The organism is Acuticoccus kandeliae (genome assembly GCF_003073115.1).
This window is the reverse complement of sequence record NZ_QBBV01000002.1, coordinates 898,346-921,545: the sequence shown is the minus strand read 5'-3', so window position 1 is coordinate 921,545 and position 23,200 is coordinate 898,346. Positions and strand designations below refer to the sequence as shown.

The following is a 23,200-nucleotide window of genomic DNA, read 5'->3' as shown; positions in this document are numbered from 1 at the left end:
GGTAAGTATGGCAGACGAACGTAGGGGTCGCCGGCGCGACCGCGACGAAGAGGACAACGAGTTCACCGACAAGCTCGTCCACATCAACCGTGTGGCGAAGGTGGTGAAGGGCGGCCGGCGCTTCGGCTTTGCCGCGCTCGTCGTTGTGGGTGACACGAAGGGCCGGGTCGGTTTCGGCCACGGCAAGGCGCGCGAAGTGCCTGAGGCGATCCGCAAGGCGACGGACTCCGCGAAGCGCACGCTCATCCGCGTGCCGCTGCGCGAAGGCCGCACGCTGCATCACGATGTGGCCGGCCGCTGGGGTGCGGGCAAGGTCTTCCTGCGTGCCGCCCCTCCGGGCACCGGCATCATCGCGGGCGGTCCGATGCGCGCCGTGTTCGAGACGCTGGGCGTCCACGACATCGTGGCGAAGTCGCTCGGCTCCTCGAACCCGTACAACATGATCCGTGCGACCTTCGAGGCGCTGAAGGATCAGGATTCGCCGCGTTCCGTGGCGGCCCGTCGCGGTCTCAAGGTGTCGGCCCTCCAGGCCCGTCGCCGCGATGCCGAGCATGACGCGCCGGTGGCGGACGAGAGCCAGGCGGAGATGGCCTGATGCCCGACTTTCGTGAGACCGAAGGGGCGAAGGCGGCGAAGGCCGCCGGCCGTCCCGTCATCACGGTCGAGCAGATCGGCAGCCCGATCCGTCGGCCGAGCGAGCAGCGCCAGACCCTCATCGGTCTTGGCCTCAACAAGATGCACCGCCGCCGCGTGTTGGAAGACACGCCGGCCGTGCGTGGCATGATCCACAAGGTCCATCACCTTGTGCGGATCGTGGAGGCGTAAATGAAGCTGTCCGATCTTCGAGACAATCCGGGTGCGGCGAAGCCGAAGCGTCGCCTCGCCCGTGGTATCGGCTCTGGCCGCGGCAAGACCGCCGGCCGGGGTGTGAAGGGTCAGAAGTCGCGTTCGGGCGTCGCCATCAAGGGGTTTGAGGGCGGGCAGATGCCCATCCACATGCGCCTGCCGAAGCGTGGCTTCAACAACATCTTCGCCAAGAGCTACAACATCGTCAGCCTCGGCCGCCTGCAGCAGGCGGTGGAAGCCGGCAAGCTCTCGGCGGGTGAGACGGTGACGGCCGAGAGCCTCGTCGCCGCGGGCGTTCTGCGCCGCGCGAAGGACGGGGTCCGGGTCCTGGCCGACGGCGAGCTCACGACGGCGCTGAAGCTGTCGGTAGCCGGCGCGTCCAAGGCCGCCGTCGAGGCGATCGAAAAGGCGGGCGGCTCGATCGAGCTTCTCGTCAAGGCGCCGGAAACCTCCGAAGCCTGATCCTGATTGTGACCATGACGGCCCGGTCGGCATCCCCGTCCGGGCCGTTTTGCGTTTCCCGCCCGCGACGGCCGGGATCGACGGCGCGCCGATCGTCCCGGTGTGGTGATACCGCCCCGCGCCACGCGGGTGCCAGCGCATCCGCGCCGAGATCGCACATCCCCGATTGTCGGCCACCGGCAGGGCAGGGCGCTCGCGCGCCTTCCATACGCCGTCTGGAGGACGCTGGAGCACGCTCTCGTTGGAGGCGGTGCCCGAATTCGTCCGCAGATTGGGCCGGCCACCTGTGGCCCTCAGCGGCCGCGCGTGGGGTTGCCGACGAGGGCGCGAGCGACCCGCTTGTCACTTTGCGGGGACGTGGCACATTGTTCCCCGACGCTGCGCTTGATAATTGCGCCGTCGTGTTGATATGGGGAGAGGGCCACGGGGCGTTCCTCCGCGGCCCCTCTTGTCGTGCGTGAGAGCGTCTTGCGTCTCATGCCGGTGATTCGCGTGGATCGATCCGGTTCATCTGCGTGTGACGGCGTGCTCGTGTCTTGTCGCGAACTGCCAGCTTTTTATTGAGTCTCGGAGCCGCAAATGGCGTCAGCCGCCGAACAACTTGCCGCCAACCTCAACTTCAAGGCGTTCGCGAAGGCCGATGAGCTGAAGAAGCGCATCTGGTTTACGCTCGGGGCCTTGGTGGTCTACCGGCTCGGAACCTACGTGCCTCTGCCCGGGATCGATCCCGTGGCGCTTGAGGCGGCCTTCAACCAGGCCCAGTCCGGCCTCCTCGGCATGTTCAACGTGTTCGCCGGTGGCGCGGTCGGCCGTATGGCCATCTTCGCGCTCGGCATCATGCCGTACATCTCCGCCTCCATCATCATCCAGCTCCTGACGACCGTGGTACCGCGGCTCGAGCAGCTGAAGAAGGAAGGCGAGCAGGGCCGCAAGGTCATCAACCAATACACCCGCTACGGCACGGTGATCCTGGCGACCGTCCAGGCCTACGGCATCGCCGTAGGGCTCGAGACGGCGGGCAATATCGTCATCGATCCGGGCATGTTCTTCCGCTTCACGACGGTCGTGACCCTCGTCGGCGGCACCATGTTCCTCATGTGGCTCGGCGAGCAGATCACCTCGCGCGGCGTCGGCAACGGCATCTCGCTGATCATCTTCGCCGGCATCATCGCGGGCCTGCCGACGGCGGTCGCGGGCATGCTGGAGCTCGGCCGGCAGGGGGCCTTGTCCACACCCATCATCCTCGCCGTCATCATCATGGCGGTGGTGGTGATCGGCTTCATCGTCTTCGTGGAGCGCGCGCAGCGGCGCCTCCTCATCCAGTACCCGCGCCGTCAGGTGGGCAACCGGATGTTCCAGGGCGATTCCTCGCACCTGCCGCTGAAGCTCAACACCGCGGGCGTCATCCCGCCGATCTTCGCGTCCTCGCTGCTCCTCGTGCCGGCGACGCTCACGAGCTTCGGCAATTCCGACGGCAGCGGCATCCTCGGGACGATCCAGGCGCTCCTCGGCCACGGCCAGCCCCTCTACATGCTGGTCTACGCCTCGCTGATCGTCTTCTTCGCCTTCTTCTACACGGCCATCGTGTTCAATCCGGTCGACACGGCCGACAATCTGAAGAAGCACGGCGGCTACATCCCCGGCATCCGTCCCGGTGAGCGCACGGCGCAGTACATCGACTATGTGCTGACCCGAATCACCGTGATCGGTGCGATCTACCTGGTGATCATCTGTCTCCTGCCGGAGTTCATGATCTCCGCGACCGCCGTTCCCTTCTACTTCGGCGGAACTTCGCTGCTCATCGTGGTCAGCGTCACGATGGACACAGTCGCTCAGGTCCAGGGGCACCTGCTGGCCCACCAATATGAGGGCCTCGTGAAGAAGGCCAAGCTTAAAGGGAAGCGTCGATGAGGTTGATCTTGCTGGGACCGCCTGGCGCAGGAAAAGGCACCCAGGCCAAGCGCCTGATGGAAGAACACGGCATACCGCAGCTGTCGACCGGTGACATGCTGCGGGCCGCGGTGCGGCACGAGACCCCGGTGGGGCTGAAGGCCAAGGACATCATGGCGCGCGGCGACCTCGTGCCGGACGATGTGGTCGTTCAGATCGTGTCGGACCGGATCGAGGAAGAGGATTGCCGTCCCGGCTTCATCCTCGACGGGTTTCCGCGCACGGTCGCCCAGGCCGAGGCGCTGGAGGCCATGCTGCACGAGCACGGCAAGGATCTCGACGCCGTGATCGAGCTGCAGGTGGACGAAGAGGCCCTTGCCGAACGCGTCGAGACTCGGGCGCGCGAATCGGGCGAGGCGGTCCGCGAGGACGACACCGTCGAGGCGCTGAAGAATCGCCTCTCGGTGTATCGGGCCCAGACGGCGCCGCTGATCGACCATTATGCGCAGATCGGGAAGCTGTTAACCGTTGATGGAATGCAAGAGATCGAAGCGGTTTCTGCGGACATTCGGCGGATCCTGAGCGAGGCTCAGAACGAGAAAGTGCGCGCAGCCGGATAAACTCTTGACGGGGGGCTTGCACAACGCTAGGCAGGCTCCCTAACTGGAGAAGTCGCGGAGCTTTTGTTGCTTTTGCGCATCTGGTTCAGGGCACACACCCCAAAGCGTCATGGCTGGTCGCGCCGTCGCCCAACGGCGGAGCCAGCCCGTTGCACGTTCGGAGCAACGCAGTGGGCAGGGGTGGCCTGGTGAATTTTAGGCCGGCCGCGGGACCGGTAGTGGAGGCAATGTGGCTCGTATCGCAGGCGTTAATATCCCAACCAACAAGCGCGTCGTCATCGCGCTGCAGTACATTCACGGCATCGGGCCGGCGAAGGCGCAAGAGATCATCGAAAAGGTGAACATCACGCCGGAGCGTCGCGTCAACGAGCTGTCCGACGCCGAAGTGCTGCACGTTCGTGAAGTGATCGACCGTGACTATCTGGTCGAGGGTGATCTCCGTCGTGAGACGGCGATGAACATCAAACGGCTGATGGACCTCGGCTGCTATCGCGGTCTGCGTCACCGCCGTGGCCTTCCGGTCCGTGGCCAGCGCACGCACACCAACGCCCGCACCCGCAAGGGCCCCGCGAAGCCGATCGCCGGCAAGAAGAAGTAATTCGGAGCCAGTGCCGGTGCGACCCGGCGGCCCGCTGCAAACGAGGAATTGAATGGCGAAAGAAGCCACGCGCGTTCGGCGCAGGGAGCGTAAGAACATCACGTCGGGCGTGGCCCACGTGAACGCCTCCTTCAACAACACGAAGATCACGATCACCGACGCGCAGGGCAACGCCATTTCGTGGTCCTCTTCCGGCGCGATGGGCTTCAAGGGTTCGCGCAAGTCGACCCCGTACGCCGCGCAGGTCGCCGCCGAGGATGCCGCCAAGAAGGCGTCCGAGCATGGCATGCGCACCCTCGAAGTCGAAGTGACCGGTCCCGGTTCGGGTCGCGAATCGGCGCTCCGCGCGCTGCAGGCAGCCGGCTTCACGATCACCTCCATCCGTGACGTGACGCCGATCCCGCACAACGGCTGCCGCCCGCCCAAGCGCCGCCGCGTCTGACGCTTTCGTCGCGACCGCCCGCGATCAATCCGGGTCGTGGGAAAACAATGAGGCATTGATCCGTGACGACAAACCAGAAGAATTGGCAGGAGCTGATTCGTCCCAACAAGCTCGACGTGACGCCGGGCTACGACCCGAAGCGCATCGGCACGGTCGTCGCCGAGCCGCTCGAGCGCGGCTTTGGCCTCACGCTCGGCAATGCGCTTCGTCGTGTGCTCCTGTCCTCGCTCCAGGGCGCGGCCGTCACGTCCGTTCAGATCGACGGGGTTCTGCACGAATTCTCGTCGATGTCGGGCGTGCGTGAGGACGTCACCGACATCATCCTGAACGTGAAGGAAATCGCCGTTCGCATGTCGGGCGAGGGCCCGAAGCGCATGGTCCTGCGCAAGCAGGGTCCGGGCGCGGTGACGGCCGGCGACATCCAGACCGTTGGCGACGTGTCGATCCTCAACCCCGAGCACGTGCTCTGCACGCTCGACGAGGGCGCCGACATCCGCATGGAATTCTCGGTCAACACCGGCAAGGGTTACGTGCCGGCCGACCGCAACCGGCCCGAAGACGCGGCGATCGGCCTGATCCCGGTCGACAGCCTCTACTCGCCGGTGAAGAAGGTGTCGTACCGCGTCGAGAACACCCGCGAGGGCCAGGTTCTCGACTATGACAAGCTGACCATGCAGGTCGAGACGGACGGCTCGCTGTCGCCCGAGGACGCCGTGGCCTACGCCGCGCGCATCCTGCAGGACCAGCTGTCGATCTTCGTCAATTTCGAAGAGCCGCAGAAGCCCGAGGTCCACGAGGACGTTCCGGAGCTCGCCTTCAACCCGGCGCTGCTCAAGAAGGTCGACGAGCTCGAGCTGTCGGTCCGCTCGGCGAACTGTCTGAAGAACGACAACATCGTCTATATCGGCGACCTGATCCAGAAGTCCGAGGCGGAGATGCTCCGCACGCCGAACTTCGGCCGCAAGTCGCTGAACGAGATCAAGGAAGTGCTGGCGCAGATGGGGCTGCACCTCGGCATGGAAGTGCCGAACTGGCCGCCCGACAACATCGAAGAGCTCGCCAAGCGCTACGAAGACCACCACTATTGATCACCCGAGCCCCGGTTCTCCGGGGCTCGTTTCTCATGTCCCGGTGCCCTCGCGGCATTCGGCACAACAGCGCGAACGCCGGTGCGCCCGGCATCACATGACAAGAGGAGGACGCCATGCGTCACAAAAAGTCCGGCCGTAAGCTTAATCGGACATCCAGCCACCGTCTGGCCATGTTCGCGAACATGTCGGCCTCGCTCATCAAGCACGAGCAGATCGTCACGACGCTCCCGAAGGCCAAGGAGCTTCGCCCGTTCATCGAGAAGCTCGTGACCCTCGCCAAGCGCGGCGACCTCCACGCGCGTCGCCAGGCGATCTCCAAGATCCGCGACACCGAGATGGTCGGCAAGCTGTTCGACGTTCTCGGCCCGCGCTATGAGGGCCGCAATGGCGGCTACACGCGCATCATGAAGGCCGGCTTCCGCTATGGCGACAACGCCGCTGTGGCCGTGATCGAGTTCGTGGACCGCGACGAGAGCGCCCGCGGGGCGGACGACCGCGCCCGTCTCGAGGCTGAGGCGGCCGAGGCGTAAGCCCGGACCATCCGGTCGGAAACGATCAAGGGCTGCACCGGCGACGGTGCAGCCCTTTTCTTTTGCCCTCAAGGGGCCGTGCCGGGGGAGGGGCCTCAGGCCGCCTTCGCGACCCGGTTGAGGTGCCCCTTGGCGAGGGTGGTGAGCTTCTGGTCCGCCCCTTCCTCCTCGGCGAGCGTCTCCCTCAGGAGGCTCGCGCAGTCGGGGTGGCCGAGCTGCTCGGCCCAGCTCGCGAGCGTGCCGTAGCGCGTGATCTCGTAGTGCTCCACGGCCTGTGCGGCGGCGACGAGGGCGGCGTCGAGCACGGTCGCATCCTTCACCTCGTGAACGATGCTCTCGGTCTCCTTTATGATGCCGTCGATCGCATCGCAGGTGACGCCCTTGGCCTTCACGCCATGGAGCTCGAAGACCTTCTCCAGCCGCTCGATCTGGCCCTCGGTCTCGGTGAGGTGCCGCTCGAACGCCTGCTTCAGCGCAGGATCGCTCGCCTTGTCGACCATCTTCGGCAGAGCCTTCTTGATCTGATGCTCCGCGTAATAGATGTCCTGAAGGGTGTGGACGAACAGGTCGTCCATGGAACGGATGTGCTTGGTGAACAGACCCATTGTGAATGTTCTCCTTCGGTTGCAACGCGGTGTGCCAGGCCCACGGGGTCGGCGTCGCGTCTGATATCCCTGCAACGCGCGGATCTGAGACGAAGTTCCTTTGTTTCGAGTGATGTGCGGACACGAAAAGCCCGCCGGCGACGGTGTCGCGGCGGGCTTTCAAGGTCGCCGCGCGAGGCGGCGGGTCGGTTCTTCCAGACGGCCCGGTGAAGGGCCGCCGGGCTTAGTTCAGACGCTGGCGAACGGTCTCGATCGAGGAGTCGACCATCTGGTTGGCCTTGTCGCCGGAGACCTTCTTGGTGAGCAATTCGGTCGCCGCGGCGATTGCGAGGTCGGTGGCGCGGCCACGGACCTCTGAGATGGCCTGGGCCTCGGCCTGGGCGATCTTGGCCTCAGCGGCCGCCGTACGGCGCTCCACGAGGTCGCGAAGCTTGGCGTTGGCCTCTTCCGTCAGGCGGCGGGCTTCCTTGCGCGCCTCCTCCACGATGGATTCGGCTTCCGCCTCGGCGTCGCGCCGGCGGCGCTGGTATTCGGCGAGGAGGGCCTGCGCCTCTTCGCGGTTCTTCCGCGCCTCGTCCAGCTCGTTGCGGATCCGGTTGGTCCGGTTGTCGAGCAGGCCCGCGATCTTGCGCGGCGCGCCGACGGCGACCATCAGGATCAGGAAGAGGACGAGGCCGATAAAGGCCCAGAAGGTATCGGTGCTAAGCACGGGCGCTGCCCTCCGACTGGCGGACCGCCTCGGCGACCTCGGCATCGCTGGCCTTGACGTCGGCCAGGCGATCGACGATCGCGCGGGCAGCGTCGCTGGCGATTTCCGTCACGTCGGCGAGGGCCGCGTCACGGCGTTCGGCGATCTGCGCCTCGGCCTCGGCGATGCGGGCGTTGAGCGCCGCCTCGGTCTCGGCCTGCTGGCGGGCCTGTTCCGCCTTGATCTCATCCCGCCGTTCCTGCGCGATACGGTAGGCGTTCTGGCGCGCTGCGGCGAGCTCGGCCTCGTATGCGGCGATGACCTCGTCGGTCTCCCGGGTCAGGCGGTTGGCCTCACCAAGGTCGCTGGCGATGCGATCACGACGGTCCTCCAGGATCCCGCCAACCTTCGGCACGACCAGCCGGTTGACAAAGAAGAAGAGAATACCGAACGCGATCGCGAGCCAGAAGAGGTGCGACGGGAAGGCGTCGATGTCGAAAGGCGGGAACAGGCTGTCCTCGCCGCCGTGAAGCGGCGTGCTGACCTGTCCTTCGGTGTGGGGGAGAGGAACGGCCAGGGCGTCGTGAGCCGGCGCCGTGGAGTGTCCCTCTGCCTGTGCCAATTGCGTCGACATCACGCGCTCTCGTTGTCGTCTTAGACGGCGAAGAGGAGGAGGAGGGCGATCAGCAGCGAGAAGATGCCGAGCGCTTCCGTCACCGCGAAGCCGAAGATCAGGCGGCCGAACTGGCCATCAGCAGCCGACGGGTTGCGCAGCGCGCCCGACAGGTACTGAGCGAACATGTTGCCAAGGCCAAGCGCGGTCCCGGCGAGGCCGAAACATGCCAGACCGGCACCAAGATAACGGGCAGCTTCCGCTTCCATGGGGGGCTCCTTCGATTGCGCTTCTGTCTGAGTGCGCGTGGGGAAGTTTAGTGGTGTGGGTGAACGGCGTCGTTCAGGTAGATGCAGGTCAGCACCGCGAACACGTAGGCTTGCAGGGCCGCAACCAGGAATTCCAACGCCGTGATAGCGAGGGTCATCCCAAGGGGCAACACGGCGCCGACGACACCGATGGCTCCGAACGCGCTCATGGACACGACGAAGGCCGCGAAGACCTTCAGCATGATGTGCCCGGCGAGCATGTTGGCGAAGAGACGGACGGAGAGGCTGATCGGGCGCGAGAGGAACGAGATGACCTCGATCGCGGAGACCAGCGGGATGATGTAGCCCGGCACGCCGGACGGCACGAACACCCGGAAGAAGGAGAGGCCGTGCATGCGGATGCCGGCGATCACCACGGTGAGGATCACGATCAGCGCGAGGGCGAGCGTGACGATGAGCTGGCTCGTCACCGTGTAGAAGTAGGGGAACATCCCGATGAAGTTCGCGATCAGGATGAACATGAAGAGCGAGAACACCAGCGGGAAGAAGCGCATGCCGCCCGCGCCGGCCGAGGACCGGAGCATGTTGCCGGAGAACTCGTAGGCGAGCTCGGCGATGTTCTGCCAGCGTCCGGGGACGAGAGCCCGCTTGTTGGTCGGGAGCAGCATGAGGGCGAGGGTCACGCCCGTCGCCAAGAGCATGAAGAGGGAGACGTTCGTGAACGACAGGTCGACGCCACCGACGTTGATGTCGATCAGCGGTTTCACTTCGAACTGGTGGATGGGATCGAGCCCACCGCCTTCTGTCGTGGCCACGTGTGTTTCCGCGCTCTCGGTTCGCCCCGTGGGGCAGGACTAAGGGACCCGGCGACCCGTCAGGTGCCGTCGGGGCGTCTCTTGCCGACTTGCGGCGTCTGAATCAAGCCCGCTGATCGCAAAACGTTGAGGACACCGGCTGCGAAGCCAAGAAGAAGCAGCACGATCATCAGCCACGGCGTGGTTCCAAGCGCCCAATCTGCGAGATAGCCAAGGCCAAATCCGACCGCTATGGCGCTGATAAACTCGGTAGAGAGGCGGAAAGCCGCAGCATAGCCTGCCATTGAGCTGCGCTCGTAGCGCGCTTTCTCGGCCGCCTCTGCGGCATCATGCTCTTTGAGAGTATTGCGCAGACGCCGGCGTCGCGCTTCGAAATCATCGGGAGCCATGGTCTTCGCCGTCCTGTCGGGGCATGTCGCGATCTTACCGCATTATAGGGCAAGGCCCCATCCGGGCGATGCGCACGCTGGGGTGGTCGTCGCGGGTCGATGCCCGCGCCAATTCGCCGCGAGGGCGCGGATCAGTTCGAGGCGCCGCGGAGCATGCGCGCCTTGAGGTGCGCGATGCGCGTGTAGCTCTGCACGATTCGGGCGAGCACGGCGGGATCGGCCTCGGCCGCCTCGCGGATGCGGCGGTGAAGGGTTGCGACGAGGTCGCGCCCCGGCGCCGCGCCGCCGGCGAAGACGAGGATGTCGTTGCCGGCGAGGATCGCGCGCGCGGCGATCTCCACCGGATCGCCGAGATCGGTGATGGAGCCCATCTCCATGTCGTCGGAGATCACCACCCCGTCATAGCCGAGCGTGCCGCGCAGGAGCCCTTCTATAATGTCTGGGGAGAGGGTGGCGGGCGCGCTCTCGACTGGACCGGCGCCGAGGCTCGCCGTGCGCACCGTGTCGAGCTTCACGTGCGCGACGAGGACCATGTCGGCGAGGCCCTCATTGATCAGCGTCCTGTAGGGGAGGAGCTCGTCGGGTGACCAGCTCGCCGAGATGTCGACGAGGCCGGTGTGCGAATCACCCTTCGATGAGCCGTGGCCGGGGAAGTGCTTGAGCGCGGTCAGCACGCCCGCCGCGTGGTGCGCCTCGATGAAGGCGCGGGCGAATTCGGTGACGAGCCGCGGATCGTCGGAGTAGGCGCGGCCGAGGCGCGCGATCACCGGATTGTCCTTCTGGACGCCGAGATCGACGACGGGGGCAAGGTTGAGGTTGAAGCCCCAGGCGGCGAGATTCTCGGCAAGGCGATCATAGACGAGGCTCGCCCGGTCGAGCCCATTGGTGCCGATCGCGCGCGCCGACGGGGTCTCCTTGAAGCCGACCGCCTTCGTCAGCCGCTCGACGCGGCCGCCTTCCTGGTCGACGGCGAGGAGGACGGGGAGGCCCTGGGGCGAGGCGTCGGTGAAGCATTTGGTGAGGCGGCGCACCGCATCGGCGCTCTCGACATTCTGGCCGAAGAAGAGGACGCCGCCGAGACGGCCGGCCGCGACGTGGCGCGCGATGAGGTTCGCGCCGGTCTCGCCCGCATCGTCGCCGGTGAAGCCGACCATCAGCATCTGGCCGATCATCATCTCGAGCGATTCGCCGTTCGGGCCGACGGGCTCGCCGGGGCGGGGCGGGCGGGGACCCTGATAGGGGCCGATCGAGGGGATGGCGCGGCGCGCGGCGCGCGTCATCGGGTGGCGGTGGGGGATCGGCTCGTGCCGCCGGCCTTCCTCGTCGGCCGCGTCCGCACCGCTCGCAGCGCCCGGCCGGGCGGCGCCGGGCTCGATAGGGGCGGCGATGGCGGACGGGACCATCGCGGCGGCGGCTGCGTCGGGTGTCGCCTGCGCCGCGCCCGACCACAGCATCGCGGCGGCGCACAGCGCCGCGAGCGTGGGGAGCGTCCCAGCGATCCTGACCGTCGCAATCATGTCACTCGCAATCATGGCGAAATCGTCGAAGTCCCGGCCGGCTGGCGCGATCGGTGCGAAGTGAGGATCCGGGCGCACGCCGCTGCGGCGAACACCGCGCGGACCCTCAAGGCGCACCTACTCTGGGTGGCGACATTGCGAAAGCAAAGTTTGCAGGATTTCGCCGTCGGTGTGCAAAAAATGACGCCAGCCGTTGCGCCGGTGCAGCGCAATCGGGGGCAAAAATGGCGCGATCGTGTCGTTCGGACAAAGATTTCGCCAAAACGGAAGTTCACTGAATGGCGAAATGTTGGCCTTGACCGTTGCAGCGGGCAGTCGCAGGCTTCGTCCGGATCTATTTCGACCGGGAGAGGCTATGCGTTTCGTTACCGGCGCGCTTCTTGGCGCCGTCACGATGTGCGTCTTCGCCTCGCCGGCCAGCGCCTTCGACCCAGAACGTTGCGCCAGAGTGAGGAGCGCGGACAACGCGACGCTCGCAGGAGCGCTGCGCGTCGCCGTGGACGAGACCACGGACGCGCAGGAGTGCTACGCGCGAATCGCGTTCCTGCGCCTCAGGCTGCTGACGCCGGACGATTTCGCGTCGGACCGATTCGCGGAGGTCTTCCGGACCTATGCCGGGTCGGAGCCGCTCACGGCGGATGATCCCTATCCCGCGCCGGTGCTCGCCCGCCTCGCCGATTCGCTCCTGAAGGCGGAGCCCGCGGTCCATACCGACACGCTGCGCCGCCGCGCGGTCGCCTTCGTGCCGACGAGCTCGGCCGACCTCGTCCTCCTCGCCGAGCGCGTCCGCGTCGGCCGGGCGGACGGGGACACACCCGTCGCCTCCACCGCCGGCATCCTCGAGGTGGCGGCCGCCGAGGGGACGATGGACGTCGGCGCGCTGCCGCCGGGCGCCGCGGATCCCGAGTTTTTCGGCCGCCTCTCCTCCGACGCGCACATGCCGCGCAACACGCCCGTGCGCCATCCGCGCGCCCTGGAGCGCTCGGCGGTGCTGATGCAGCGCGCGCGGCTTCTCCAGAAGGACGGGTGCCTCCCGGCGGGAACGGTGCGCGATCCAGACGTGCAGCGGAACCGCAGCGAGATGGGCCCCTCGATGTGCATCGAGCGGATGACGCTGAACGAGGGCAGCATCGACTGGGAGTTCGTGTCGATCCGCAACGCCGCCCATCCGGACGGGCCGGTCTGGTACCTGCCGCACGACGACGAGAACGAGGCCTTCGACGCCGCCGTCTACGCGGTGAGGCGCTATGGCGGGCGGCTCGTCGCGGTCGCCGGCACCGAGACGCGCAACTATCGCGGTGTCGACCCCAACCGCTATTTCGCTGCCTCGGCGGCGGCGGCGCGGCCGTGCGCGATCAGCGCCGGGACACCGACCTATACCGGCTTCGTGATGAACCTCTTCGACGGCGCCCGGCACATCCTGTCGATGCACAACAACACGCGCGGCGGCGCGCTGAGCGTGAAGGTGTGGGACCAGAAGACCAAGGGCTACCCGGTGAATGGCGGGCCCTATGCCGACTACGACCATTTCGTCCTGATCGCGGGCGGCACGCCGCTTGACGAGGACGCCGAGGCGAAGACGCAGCGCAACCTCTTCATCTCGCTCGGCCTCAATGTCGTCCACGAGTATGTGAGCGCGAACAACAATGACTGCTCGCTCTCCAACTACGTCGTGCTGAACGACGAGCGCCGCTACTACAACATCGAGGCCGTGCACGGCTCGACCATCCAGAAGGCGATGGTGGCCGCCTTCGTCGGCGCGCTCGGCTACGAGGCCATCCCCGGCGAGTGAGCCGGCGAAGTGCCGTTTCGGACGCGCACACACAGCTCATTGGCGACTGACTAAAAAAAGTGCAGGGTCATTCGACCAGCGCGTGTGGTGCCGTTCGGCCCCACGGTTGTGGCCGTGCGCCCATCCGCGGTTGCATCTCGGCAAGGCGTTCCCGACGCGAAAAGGACCGAAACGCTGGCGGCGAATTCGTTGCCGCAGATTGATAGCGCTCCCAAGCAGCCGCCGAGCATCCGCTGCGTTTGCGGGCAGGAGGAGGCGGTGAGGTCGAGTTGGATAGCCGACGGCAACGAACGAGCCGAAAGTGCGAAGATAATAACTTGACCGCCGCCACAGATAGCGACAAACATAATGTCCAGCGAGGACGTATTGATCAGTAAACGCCTAGCGGCGAATACGTGTGGAAGGAATTTGACGTCGTTCCTGTGTGCGCAAGGGCTGTTGCCCGCAGTGAACGGCGTGTCGAGGTCGAGGAAACACCCAAGGAGGGCGTAGCAAGGCCTAAGGCCAAACCGCCCCGCAAGAATAAGAAATGAAAAGGCGGCCTCCGGGCCGCCTTTTTATTTGTGCGTCTGCGAATGCATTTGTGCATGTGCGAAATGAACGCGAGGCGCGTACCGCCATCCGCAGGTTGTGCGGCCCCGTTCGGCGCTTGGGCAGCGCCGCCACTGAATTGTGCACTTGCGAAATGTTGAGGGCGTTGAATTAACGCCGCCCTCGATCCGGTTGCCTTTCAGCTCGCGGCGAGGGCGTCCTGCTGGGCGGTCTCGTACGCCTCGGAGGCGGTGAGCCACTCCTCCTCGGCCGCGTCCCGCGCCTCCACCCAGCGCGTGCGCTCCTGGTTGATGCGCGCCGCCTTCTGCGGGTCGGCCGTGTAGAGATTCGGATCGGCGAGGAGCGAATCGCGCTTGGCGATCTCCTCCTCCGCCTTCGCGACCGCCTTCTCCGCCGCCTGGATCGTCTTGCGCAGGGGCGCGAGGGCGGCGCGCGCCTCCGCGGCCTCGCGCCGGCGGTCCTGCGCGCTCACCTTTTCGGCCGGCCGCTCCGCCCCGTCCCCGCTGCGCGACTTCTTCGCCGCGCTGAGGATCAAGGCGCGATAGGCCTCCATGTCGTCCTCATAGGGGCGCACGGTGCCGTCGGCGACGAGCCAGAGCCGGTCGGCGCAGGCCTCCACGAGATAGCGGTCGTGGCTGATGAGGATCACGGCGCCCTCGTAGCCGTTGATCGCGTCGATGAGGGCGGCGCGGCTGTCGATGTCGAGATGGTTTGTCGGCTCGTCTAGGATGAGGAGGTTCGCCCCGTTCATCGTCGCGAGGCCGAGAAGGAGCTTCGCCCGCTCGCCGCCCGACAGGTCCTTCGCCGCCGTGTCCATCCGCTCGGTGCCGAGCCCCATCCGCGCGACGCGGGCGCGGACCTCCGCCTCGCCGTCATAGCGCTGGCGGGCACGCACATGGTCGACGGGCGTCTCGTTGGGGACGAGCTCGTCGAGCTGGTGCTGCGCGAAATAGGCGATCTCCATCCGGTCCGCGCGCGTCAGCGAGCCTTCCATCGGGGAGAGACGCCCGGCGAGCATCTTGGCGAGCGTCGACTTGCCGTTGCCGTTCGCGCCGAGGAGGGCGATCCGGTCGTCCTCGTCGATGCGGATATTGACCCGCCGCAGCACGGACTTCCCGTCATAGCCGAGGGCGACGCGATCGGCCGCGATGATCGGTGGGGAGAGGGAGCGCTTCGGGGCGGGGATTCGGATCGGCGGCGTCGCCTCGTCGATGATGGGCTCGACCGCGACCATCTTCTCGAGCCGCTTCAGCCGGCTCTGCGCCTGGCGGGCCTTCGTGGCCTTGGCGCGGAAGCGGTCGACGAAGGACTGCAGGCGGGCGCGCTCCTCGGCCTGGCTCTGGGCGCGCTTCACGAGGAGCATCGCCTTCTCGCGCCGCTGCCGCTCGAACTCGGAATAGTTGCCGCGATAGGTGACGAGCTTGCCGTTGTCGACGTGGACGATCTGCCGGGCGACCGTGTCGAGGAGATCGCGGTCGTGGCTGATGACGATCACGGTGTGCGGGTAGCGGCTGAGATAGGTCTCCAGCCACACCGTCCCCTCGAGATCGAGATAGTTGGTCGGCTCGTCGAGAAGGAGGAGGTCGGGCTCCAGGAAGAGCACGGCCGCGAGCGCGACGCGCATCCGCCACCCGCCCGAATAGGACGAGCAGGGCCGCTGCTGCGCCGCATCGTCGAAGCCGAGGCCGGACAGGATGGAGGCCGCGCGCGATTCGGCGGCATAGGCGTCGATGTCCGCAAGGCGGGAGTGGATCTCGCCGATCCGGTGCGGATCGGTCGCCGTCTCCGATTCGGCGAGGAGGGCGGTGCGCTCGGTGTCGGCGGCGAGCACCGTGTCGATGAGGCTCGCCTCGGTGCCCGGCGCCTCCTGGCTCACCCGCCCGATCCGCTGCCCCTCGCTGCGCGAGATGTCGCCGCCCTCGGCCGACAGATCGCCCGTGATCAGGTTGAAGAGGGTCGTTTTCCCGCAGCCATTGCGGCCGACGAGGCCCACCTTCGCGCCGTCGGGAACGATGACCTCGGCGCCGTCGAAAAGGACGCGCCCGTCGATGCGGTAGGTGAGATTGCGGATCGTCAGCATGGACGCGCTTATCGCGCCCCGACTGGCCGCCACGCAAGAGGATCGTTGCGTGCCCGTGTGCGGCACAAAGCATTCCGCAAACGCCGCATTTGTGACGCGGGAGGGAACACAACGGCCTTTTGTGGTTTAAAGTTTCAGGGGAGGAGAATGATGGCGCAATTTTTTTCGGACAAATCGCAAGCCTTGTTCGACGACATCCTGTGGCTTCCACAGGCCGGCGCGAAGACCGGACCGTCGGGCAGGCCGCCGAACGCCTACGCGATCCTCGGGCGGGACGGGTCGATCATGATCGACGCCGTCTATTCCTGGAACATGGATGCGGTCGACCAGATCGCGCACGCGGGCCTGCCGCCGACGGCCTTCGTGCTGACCCATGTCGACGTCGCTGCGCAAGGTGACGGGTTCGCGACGATCCGCGAGCGCTATGGCTGTCCGATCCTCCTCCACCCGGCCGATGTTGCGCGCCCCGTCTCGGCGAAAGCCGGCGTCGCCTTCATGGACCCCATGAACGACACCGCGCTGCGCAATGCAGGGATCGACGTGCTGCACATGCCCTTCCACACGCCGGGCTCGATCATGCTCCACATGACGAAAAATCGCGGCGTGATCTTCGCGGGCGATTCGGCGGTCGGCCCCGGTCCGCGCCAGGTTCCGACGCCGCCGCGCCTCGAACGGCCCGTGGTCGGGGAGGGCGAGGACGAGGCCTTCCAGGAGGCCTGGCGCGCGATCCTCGCCCAGCGCCTCGTCTCCTCCATCCTGCCGCTGCATGGCACGCCCTATGTCGACCGGTCGGATTTCGGCGACATCACCCAGTCGCTCACCTCCGGCGTTGCGATGGACCCGCGCGCGGTCGTCGAGGGGGCGGGGGAATTGAAGGCGACGGGCGTGCGCTGACCCATTGGCGAGGTCCTAACCGGTCTCGCGCTGGCGTTGCAACATTCGGTCGCGCGATTCGGCGTCTCTCGCGGCGTGGTCTCCTGTTGCGGCGATGGCGACCGCCAGCCTATAGCGGTGGCGACGCCGCGACGCGGCCCATCACCACAATGCCGCGCTGCGGCCAGACCGCCGCCACACCGGCGGCCATCAAGGACGAGACACCATGGCGATCGAACGCACCTTTTCGATGATCAAGCCCGACGCGACCGCCCGCAACCTCACCGGCAAGATCACCGATCGGCTCGAGAGCGCTGGGCTGCGCGTCGTCGCCTCCAAGCGCGTCCTCATGTCGAAGGCGCAGGCCGAGGCCTTCTACGCCGTGCACAAGGCGCGCCCCTTCTATGGCGAGCTCACCGAATTCATGTCCTCCGGCCCGACGGTCGTGCAGGTTCTCGAGGGTGAGAACGCGATCGCCAAGAACCGCGAAGTGATGGGCGCCACCAACCCGGCCGAAGCCGCGCCGGGCACCATCCGCGCCGACTTCGCCCAGTCGATCGGCGAGAACGCGGTCCACGGCTCTGACGCGCCGGAGACGGCCGCCGAAGAGATCGCCTTCTGGTTCAGCCAGAGCGAGATCGCCGGCTGATGCTCCTCATCGGGCGCAACCAATCACCCTATACGCGGCGCGTCGCCATCTGGTGCGCGCTGCAGGATCGTGCCGTCGAGCGCAAGCAGCTCGCCGCGCGCGATCCGGCGAACGCGGCCGAGATCACCCGCTACAATCCCGGCCTGCGCGTCCCGATCCTCGTTCTCGACGACGGCACACCGTTGATCGAGACGGCCACGATCTGTGATTGGCTCGACGAGACTGCGCCCGAGGGCAAGCGCCTCGTGCCGGCGACGGGGGTGGCGCGGCGCGACTGCATGCAGCGCATCGCGCTCGCCCACCAGACGACCGAAAAGCTCGTGACGCTTGTCTACGAGACGCTGCGCCGCCCGGCCGAATATCACTGGCCGGACTATCAGGCCGGCGTTCGCGGCCAGGTGGAAGGCGGGCTCGGCGCGCTGGAGGCGATGGTGCCCGACGGATTCTTCGGCGGCGACACGCCGGACGGTTCCGACGTCACCACCGTCTGCGCCTGGCAGATGGCCGAGACGACGGCGCCGCACATCGTCTCGGGCCGTTATCCGCGCCTCGGCGATTTCGCGGCGCGGATGATGGCCTTCCCGGCCGTCGCTGAGACCTACCCGGCCTGAAGCCGGGCCGCGCGGGCGAGGAGCCGCTGCGCATTGAGAAGATGGGGGCGGTCGAGCATCGCCCCGTCCAGCGAGACGACGCCGGCCCCCGGCTCGGCGTCGAAGGCGGCGACGACGCGCGTTGCGTGCGTCACCGCCGCGTCGCTCGGCGTGAAGGCGGCGTTGATCGGCCCGACCTGTGCGGGGTGGATCGCGAGCTTGCCGAGGAAGCCGTCCGCGGCCGCCGCCGCGCAGGTCGCCAGGAACCCCGCCTCATCCCGAAAATCCGGATAGACCGTGTCGATGGGCGCCGCGTCCGCCGCCACCGCGCCGGCGAGGCAGAGCGTGCGCGCCATCTCGTAGGGGTGGGTGAGCCGCCCGTCCGCCTCGCGCACGCGCGTCGCGCCGAGCGCTGAGGAGAGGTCCTCCGCCCCCCACGCCATCGCGGTGAGGCGGGGGCTCGCGCCGCGATAGGTGCCGAGCCCGAAGAGGGCGCCCGCCGTCTCGGTCGCGATCGCAAGGATCTCCGTGGAGCCGTCATCGAGCCCGTTCTCCGCCTCGTGGACGGCGAGCATCGCCGCGACGCGGGTGACGTCGGCGCCGGTCTCGGTCTTCGGCACCACGATCATCGCGGGCGCGGCGGCCATCACGGCGGCGAGGTCCTCCTCCATCATACCGGAGCCGATGGCGTTGACGCGGATCGCGACCTTCACCGGCGCGTCCCTGGTCGCCTCCGCGACAAGCCCGCGCGCCGCGCCCTTGCGCTCGAACGAGACCGAATCCTCAAGGTCGAGGATCACGACATCGGCGCCCGAGGCGTAGGCCTTCGCGAGCTTGCGTTCCGAATCGCCGGGGATGAACAGGAAGGAGCGCATCAGACGTCCACCGTCGGGTGGCGCTTCTTCATCATCGCGGTGCGCAGCGTGACGGCGACCACCACGTCGTCCTGGTTCACGGCGGTGTGCTCAAGCTCCACGAGCCCGACATCGCCGCGCGAGCGGGATTCGCGCTTCGCGACCACCTTCGTCGACGCATAGACCGTGTCGCCGTGGAAGAGCGGGTGGGGGAAGCGCGTCTCCTTCATGCCGAGATTGCCGACCGTCGTCCCGATGGTGAGGTCGTTGACGGAGATCCCGATCAGGAGGCCGAGCGTGAAGAGCGAGTTGACGATCGGCTGGCCCCACTCGGTGTGACGCTCGCAGAAATGGCGGTCGATGTGGAGCGGCTGCGGGTTCAGCGTCATGTTCGAGAAGAGCATGTTGTCCGCCTCCGTCACCGTGCGGGACAGGGCGTGGCGGTAGACCGCGCCGACTTCGAAATCCTCATAATACAAACCCGCCATCTCGAGCCTCCTCGCGTCCTCACACTGCGGTCGCGTTTCATCGCACATCCAGCGCCGTTTGGGGCGTGCGATCCGTCATGCCCGGCGTTGCCGCAACCTCTTTGCGACTGGAATAGATTTAAGGATATTTGTGATCATATGTAATGCGAATGATCGTCGATTGTTTTCGTATCTATAAGTATTAAACGTCTATAATATAGAATTTGACTCTAGATCCGAGTCGCGAATATTTGCGTCGATGACAAGACGTATTCGACGTCCTCTTGTGGCCGTCGAATCAAATCGACGAGAGCCGCCTGGCTTTGGCCGAGGCGGCCGCGTCACGCGGAGACCCCCATGACACTTCAGACCTTTCTGATCGAGGCGCTGACGGCGCGCGGCAGCGGCGTCGTCGCCGGCCGCATCGACGATTTCATGCGCGACGGCTTCGCCGCGTTCGGCCCCGTGCGGATCATTCCGGTCGAGACCGTGCCGGAGAGCGTCGAGGCGCCGACGGCGGCGCTGACCCCCGCCTATCCCTGGCTCGGTCAGGTCCTCTTCGGGGACCAGACGGACGAGGCGATCTTCCGCCTCAATGATCTCAACGGAGACGGGGACACCGCCGATGCGGGCGAGCAGAGCGTCTTCTTTGACGGGTCGAATGCGAGCGGGATCGAGAGCCCGACCGGCAACATCTTCAACATCCACCAGGCCTCGGACGGGGCCGTCTACGCCGCCGACGGGGACACGGACGCGGTCTACCGCCTCGTCGATCTGAACGCGGACGGCGACGCCAACGACGAAGGCGAGGCGACCGTCTGGTTCTCCGAGGCCGGCAACGCGGCGGGCTTCACGCTCCCGACCCCGAACGGCGTCGCCGAGGACGCGGACGGGGCGATCTACATCGTGAATGCCGGCGTCAGCTCGCGCCCGGCGGACGCGATCTACCGCACGGTCGATCTCAACGGCGACGGGGACGCGAACGACGAGGGGGAAGCCACCGTCTGGCTCGACCTCCAGAGCGTGAACGCCACGTCTTCCGCCTTTGACCTCTCCTTCGTCGGCAACGTCGCCTACCTCACCGACACCAATGGCGGCGACCCGGACACGGTCTACCGGATCGAGGATCTCAACGGGAACGGCGTGATCGATGCCGGCGAGGCGAGCGTCTTCATCTCGGACGCCGAGAGCTACGGTGCGCCGATCGACATCGCGCACGCGACGCAGGACGGCAGCGTCCTGACCTACACCTGGATCGGCAACGACGACGATCCGGCCCGCATCTACCGCCTCACCGATCTCGACGGCAGCGGCGCCATCGATTCGCCGGAAGAGGCGGTCGAGGTGTGGAATTTCAGCGCCCTGCCGGACGAATACGCGGCCGCGAACGGCTTCTCCATCGCCGCGATGGACGGGGGCGACATCGTCTTCACCATCAATGGCGGCGACCCCAACACCAAGAACGTCGTGCGTCTCAGCGATCTCGACGGAGACGGAGACTATTTCGACGCCGGGGAGACGGTGATCGCGCTCTCGAACGCCCTCGACGAGACCATCGCAAACCGGCCCCGCGCACTCGCCTTCTACTCGGACGGGACGACCGGCGCGCACCCGCAGACCTATGTGGAGGGCGGTGCGCCGGTCGCGTTCGCGAGCGACCTCGAACTCGGCGATGCCGATTCGACCGTCCTCTCCGGCGCGAGGATCGAGATCACCGAAGGGCTCGTCGTCTTCAAGGACCGGCTCGCGGTCGACCTACCGGCGGACTCGGAGATCGATGCGCGCTTCGACAAGGTTTCCGGCGTCCTCACCCTCGCGGGCGAGGGCACGCTCGCCGAGTATGAAGCGATCCTGCGCTCGCTCACCTTCGAATCGCGCGGCGACGATCCGAGCGAGGCGACGCGCCACATCACGATCACCGTCTTCGACGAGCGCGGCCTCGACGGGGCGAGCGCGACGGTCGGGACCACCGTCGGCGTCGAAGCGGACGAGACGGTCGCGACGCGCTTCGGTACCGATCTCGGCAATCTTCTCCTCGGCACCAGTGCGGACGAGCAGCTCGTCGGGCTCGGCGGCAACGATGTCATCAACGGGCGTGGCGGGGACGATATCCTCGTCGGCGGGCCGGGGACGGACTGGCTGAAGGGCGGGCCCGGCGCCGACATCTTCATCGTGCGCGGCGACAGCGACCGCGACATCATCCACGACTACGACGCGGACGAGGACACGATCGTCTTCGAGGGGGTGACGCTCGACGGCGAGGCGGTGACGAGCCTCGAGGACGCGGCCGAGGCGGGAGAGTTCGCCGGATGGGGCCGGGTGGAATACACCTTCGACAATGGCGTCAGCCTCGTCGTGCAGAGCGAGGCCGGCTGGGGCCTCTTCGCCTGACGCCGCGCCCCCTCTGGGTCACCTCAATAGGTGAACTGCTCGGCGAGGATCCGCTCGTCCCACGAATGGTCCGGGTCGAACATGATCACGCAGAAGGCCTCGCGGTCTTCGGCGACGTCGACCCGGGCGACACGGCGGATCTCCACATGGTCCGCCGCCGCCGCGATCGGCCGCTTGTCCCGCTCCAGACTCTCGATCGTCACCGTGACGTGGGAGGGGAGGAGCGCCCCGCGCCAGCGCCGGGGGCGGAAGGCGGAGATCGGCGTCAGCGCCAGGAGCTGCGCGTTGATCGGCAGGATCGGCCCGTGCGCTGACAGATTGTAGGCGGTGGAGCCGGCGGGCGTCGCGATGAGGACGCCGTCGCAGATGAGCTCCGGCAGGCGCGGCCGCCCGTCGATGATGATGGAGAGCTTCGCCGCCTGATGCGTCTGGCGCAGCAGCGAGACCTCGTTGATCGCCCTTGCCTCGTAGGCCTCGCCATAGACGTCGAGCGCGCGCATCTTCAGCGGGCGGATCGTGGTGACGTCGGCGGCGACAAGCCGCTCCATCAGCCCCTCGATCGCGAAATCATTCATCAGGAAGCCGACCGAGCCGCGGTTCATGCCGAAGATCGGCTTTCCGGTCGACATGTAGCGGTGGAGGGCGGCGAGCATCATGCCATCGCCGCCGAGCGCGACGATGACGTCGGCCGAATCCGGATCGCAGGAGCCGTAGCGCTCGGTCAGCTCCGTTGCGGCGGCGCGCGCCTCGGGCGTCTCGGCGGCGAGGAAGGCGAGCCGCTCGATGGGGCGGCTCACGGGCCGACCGTGCGGCGCAGGGAGACGGACATGATCATGCGCTCGAACAGGGAGGAGGGCGCCGCGGTGCGCGGCAAGGGGGCGCATTCATCCGCGATTGCCCCCGCGCGTCAATGTTTGGCGCGTGGCGAGGATGCGTTCGGCCGCGCAAAGATCCTCCATTGTGTTGATATTGTGAGCCTCGACGGCGCTGAGGCGCGCCGTCCCCGGCGCCAGCGGGGCGAGGGTGGCGTTGAGGCTCTTTTGTGCCGGCAGGCCGACTAGGCGGGCGCGCTGGCAGAGCGAGATGGTGGGGATCGGCCGGTCGTCCGCCGCGATCGCCGCACCGCGTACCGAAAGCGTGCGGGCGAGCCGGCTTCTGAGATCGGCCGGCAGGAAAGGCGTGTCGGTGGCGCTCGTCAGGAGATAGGGGGCCATGCAGCGGTCGGCCGCGCCGAGGAGGGCGGCAACCGGGCCCTCGAGGCCCGGCCGGTCGGCCCATGCCTCGAGCCGGGCGGCGACGAGGCCGGGCAGATGCGGCTGCACCGCCGCGATGAGGGTGCGCGAATCGTCCACCGTGCGCGCCACGATGCCGATTCGCGTCACCTGCGGGGCGAGCGCCAGGATCACCCAGGCCAGCAGCGGGCGATCGCCGAGGAGGCGCAGCGCCTTGCCGCCGCCGATCCGCGCGCCCTCGCCGCCGCAGAAGATCGCCCCATCGGTCGGCCCTGGCGCGAAACTCGTCATTGGTGCCATAGCTTGGCCGAATGTTGATCGCGCCCCCGTTGCGGGGGACGCGAA

General features: G+C 67.1%; 26 protein-coding genes. 14 read left to right on the top strand and 12 right to left on the bottom strand.

The genetic code is table 11. The annotated features are described in order from the left end of the window. Window positions 1–7: 7 nt before the first annotated feature. The 9 genes from rpsE to rplQ all read left to right on the top strand — a co-directional run bounded on the left by rpsE (window position 8) and on the right by rplQ (window position 6,479). Entirely contained in the window at window positions 8–595 is a 588-nt protein-coding gene (rpsE, locus tag DBV35_RS16990; RefSeq protein WP_108661494.1) for a 30S ribosomal protein S5, read from the top strand. Next, complete coding sequence (gene rpmD / locus DBV35_RS16985) at window positions 595–825, top strand: 50S ribosomal protein L30 (protein ID WP_108661493.1); 231 nt, start codon at window positions 595–597, stop codon at window positions 823–825. The genes rpsE and rpmD overlap by 1 nt, the downstream gene beginning before the upstream one ends. Then, window positions 826–1,308 (top strand): 50S ribosomal protein L15, encoded by a 483-nt coding sequence (gene rplO, locus DBV35_RS16980; RefSeq protein WP_108661492.1) that lies wholly within the window; start codon window positions 826–828, stop codon window positions 1,306–1,308. 579 nt (window positions 1,309–1,887) lie between these two features. Then, window positions 1,888–3,219, top strand: coding sequence for a preprotein translocase subunit SecY (gene secY / locus DBV35_RS16975; protein ID WP_108661491.1), 1,332 nt, complete (start codon window positions 1,888–1,890; stop codon window positions 3,217–3,219). Next, window positions 3,216–3,818 (top strand): adenylate kinase, encoded by a 603-nt coding sequence (locus tag DBV35_RS16970; RefSeq protein WP_108661490.1) that lies wholly within the window; start codon window positions 3,216–3,218, stop codon window positions 3,816–3,818. The genes secY and DBV35_RS16970 overlap by 4 nt, the downstream gene beginning before the upstream one ends. 229 nt (window positions 3,819–4,047) lie before the next feature. Continuing rightward, the gene (gene rpsM, locus DBV35_RS16965) at window positions 4,048–4,416 is read left to right on the top strand and encodes a 30S ribosomal protein S13 (RefSeq protein WP_108661489.1); all 369 of its coding nucleotides are present in this window, start codon (window positions 4,048–4,050) and stop codon (window positions 4,414–4,416) included. A gap of 52 nt (window positions 4,417–4,468) precedes the next feature. Next, complete coding sequence (gene rpsK / locus DBV35_RS16960; RefSeq protein WP_108661488.1) at window positions 4,469–4,858, top strand: 30S ribosomal protein S11; 390 nt, start codon at window positions 4,469–4,471, stop codon at window positions 4,856–4,858. Window positions 4,859–4,920: 62 nt separating this feature from the next. Continuing rightward, window positions 4,921–5,946 carry a DNA-directed RNA polymerase subunit alpha gene (locus tag DBV35_RS16955; RefSeq protein ID WP_108661487.1) on the top strand — a complete coding sequence of 342 codons (1,026 nt, stop codon included), beginning with the start codon at window positions 4,921–4,923 and terminating at the stop codon, window positions 5,944–5,946. A 116-nt stretch (window positions 5,947–6,062) separates the two neighbouring features. After that, entirely contained in the window at window positions 6,063–6,479 is a 417-nt protein-coding gene (gene rplQ / locus DBV35_RS16950) for a 50S ribosomal protein L17 (protein WP_108661486.1), read from the top strand. A 95-nt stretch (window positions 6,480–6,574) separates the two neighbouring features. Here rplQ and DBV35_RS16945 read toward each other — a convergent pair whose 3' ends face one another. From DBV35_RS16945 to DBV35_RS16915, 7 genes are all read right to left on the bottom strand, one after another. Continuing rightward, complete coding sequence (locus tag DBV35_RS16945; RefSeq protein ID WP_108661485.1) at window positions 6,575–7,084, bottom strand: YciE/YciF ferroxidase family protein; 510 nt, start codon at window positions 7,082–7,084, stop codon at window positions 6,575–6,577. A 223-nt stretch (window positions 7,085–7,307) separates the two neighbouring features. Then, window positions 7,308–7,793 (bottom strand): F0F1 ATP synthase subunit B family protein, encoded by a 486-nt coding sequence (locus DBV35_RS16940; protein WP_245943969.1) that lies wholly within the window; start codon window positions 7,791–7,793, stop codon window positions 7,308–7,310. Further along, on the bottom strand, window positions 7,786–8,406 hold the full coding sequence (locus DBV35_RS16935; RefSeq protein WP_108661483.1) for a F0F1 ATP synthase subunit B: 621 nt from the start codon (window positions 8,404–8,406) through the stop codon (window positions 7,786–7,788). The genes DBV35_RS16940 and DBV35_RS16935 overlap by 8 nt, the downstream gene beginning before the upstream one ends. Before the next feature lie 20 nt (window positions 8,407–8,426). Next, window positions 8,427–8,654, bottom strand: a complete 228-nt coding sequence (locus DBV35_RS16930; protein WP_108661482.1) for a F0F1 ATP synthase subunit C — start codon at window positions 8,652–8,654, stop codon at window positions 8,427–8,429. Window positions 8,655–8,701: 47 nt separating this feature from the next. Further along, window positions 8,702–9,469 carry a F0F1 ATP synthase subunit A gene (locus DBV35_RS16925; protein WP_108661481.1) on the bottom strand — a complete coding sequence of 256 codons (768 nt, stop codon included), beginning with the start codon at window positions 9,467–9,469 and terminating at the stop codon, window positions 8,702–8,704. A 59-nt stretch (window positions 9,470–9,528) separates the two neighbouring features. Beyond that, a complete protein-coding gene (locus DBV35_RS16920; RefSeq protein WP_108661480.1) occupies window positions 9,529–9,858 on the bottom strand; it encodes an AtpZ/AtpI family protein in 330 nt (109 codons plus the stop codon). A 131-nt stretch (window positions 9,859–9,989) separates the two neighbouring features. After that, a complete protein-coding gene (locus DBV35_RS16915; protein WP_108661479.1) occupies window positions 9,990–11,390 on the bottom strand; it encodes a glycoside hydrolase family 3 protein in 1,401 nt (466 codons plus the stop codon). A gap of 340 nt (window positions 11,391–11,730) precedes the next feature. Between DBV35_RS16915 and DBV35_RS16910 the strand changes: the two genes are divergently transcribed. Continuing rightward, on the top strand, window positions 11,731–13,167 hold the full coding sequence (locus DBV35_RS16910; RefSeq protein WP_108661478.1) for a hypothetical protein: 1,437 nt from the start codon (window positions 11,731–11,733) through the stop codon (window positions 13,165–13,167). Between the two features lie 730 nt (window positions 13,168–13,897). On the opposite strand, the gene DBV35_RS16905 is transcribed toward DBV35_RS16910, so the two are convergent. Continuing rightward, entirely contained in the window at window positions 13,898–15,799 is a 1,902-nt protein-coding gene (locus DBV35_RS16905) for an ABC-F family ATP-binding cassette domain-containing protein (protein WP_108661477.1), read from the bottom strand. A gap of 150 nt (window positions 15,800–15,949) precedes the next feature. Here DBV35_RS16905 and DBV35_RS30280 point away from each other — a divergent pair, with 150 nt between their 5' ends. From DBV35_RS30280 to DBV35_RS16890, 3 genes are all read left to right on the top strand, one after another. Continuing rightward, window positions 15,950–16,693 (top strand): MBL fold metallo-hydrolase, encoded by a 744-nt coding sequence (locus DBV35_RS30280; RefSeq protein WP_157961810.1) that lies wholly within the window; start codon window positions 15,950–15,952, stop codon window positions 16,691–16,693. A gap of 205 nt (window positions 16,694–16,898) precedes the next feature. Beyond that, a complete protein-coding gene (gene ndk / locus DBV35_RS16895; RefSeq protein WP_108661475.1) occupies window positions 16,899–17,321 on the top strand; it encodes a nucleoside-diphosphate kinase in 423 nt (140 codons plus the stop codon). Then, on the top strand, window positions 17,321–17,932 hold the full coding sequence (locus DBV35_RS16890; protein WP_108661474.1) for a glutathione S-transferase family protein: 612 nt from the start codon (window positions 17,321–17,323) through the stop codon (window positions 17,930–17,932). The genes ndk and DBV35_RS16890 overlap by 1 nt, the downstream gene beginning before the upstream one ends. On the opposite strand, the gene DBV35_RS16885 is transcribed toward DBV35_RS16890, so the two are convergent. Then, entirely contained in the window at window positions 17,920–18,786 is an 867-nt protein-coding gene (locus tag DBV35_RS16885) for an HpcH/HpaI aldolase/citrate lyase family protein (RefSeq protein WP_108661473.1), read from the bottom strand. The two genes, DBV35_RS16890 and DBV35_RS16885, sit on opposite strands and share 13 nt — an antisense overlap. Beyond that, on the bottom strand, window positions 18,786–19,253 hold the full coding sequence (locus DBV35_RS16880; protein WP_108661472.1) for a MaoC family dehydratase: 468 nt from the start codon (window positions 19,251–19,253) through the stop codon (window positions 18,786–18,788). The genes DBV35_RS16885 and DBV35_RS16880 overlap by 1 nt, the downstream gene beginning before the upstream one ends. A gap of 336 nt (window positions 19,254–19,589) precedes the next feature. On the opposite strand from DBV35_RS16880, the gene DBV35_RS30670 reads away from it, so the two are divergent. Further along, window positions 19,590–21,623, top strand: coding sequence for a calcium-binding protein (locus tag DBV35_RS30670; RefSeq protein WP_108661471.1), 2,034 nt, complete (start codon window positions 19,590–19,592; stop codon window positions 21,621–21,623). A 23-nt stretch (window positions 21,624–21,646) separates the two neighbouring features. Here DBV35_RS30670 and DBV35_RS16870 read toward each other — a convergent pair whose 3' ends face one another. After that, window positions 21,647–22,420, bottom strand: a complete 774-nt coding sequence (locus DBV35_RS16870) for an NAD kinase (RefSeq protein WP_245943968.1) — start codon at window positions 22,418–22,420, stop codon at window positions 21,647–21,649. Between the two features lie 87 nt (window positions 22,421–22,507). Beyond that, window positions 22,508–23,146 (bottom strand): molybdenum cofactor guanylyltransferase, encoded by a 639-nt coding sequence (gene mobA, locus DBV35_RS16865; RefSeq protein ID WP_157961809.1) that lies wholly within the window; start codon window positions 23,144–23,146, stop codon window positions 22,508–22,510. Window positions 23,147–23,200 lie beyond the last annotated feature (54 nt).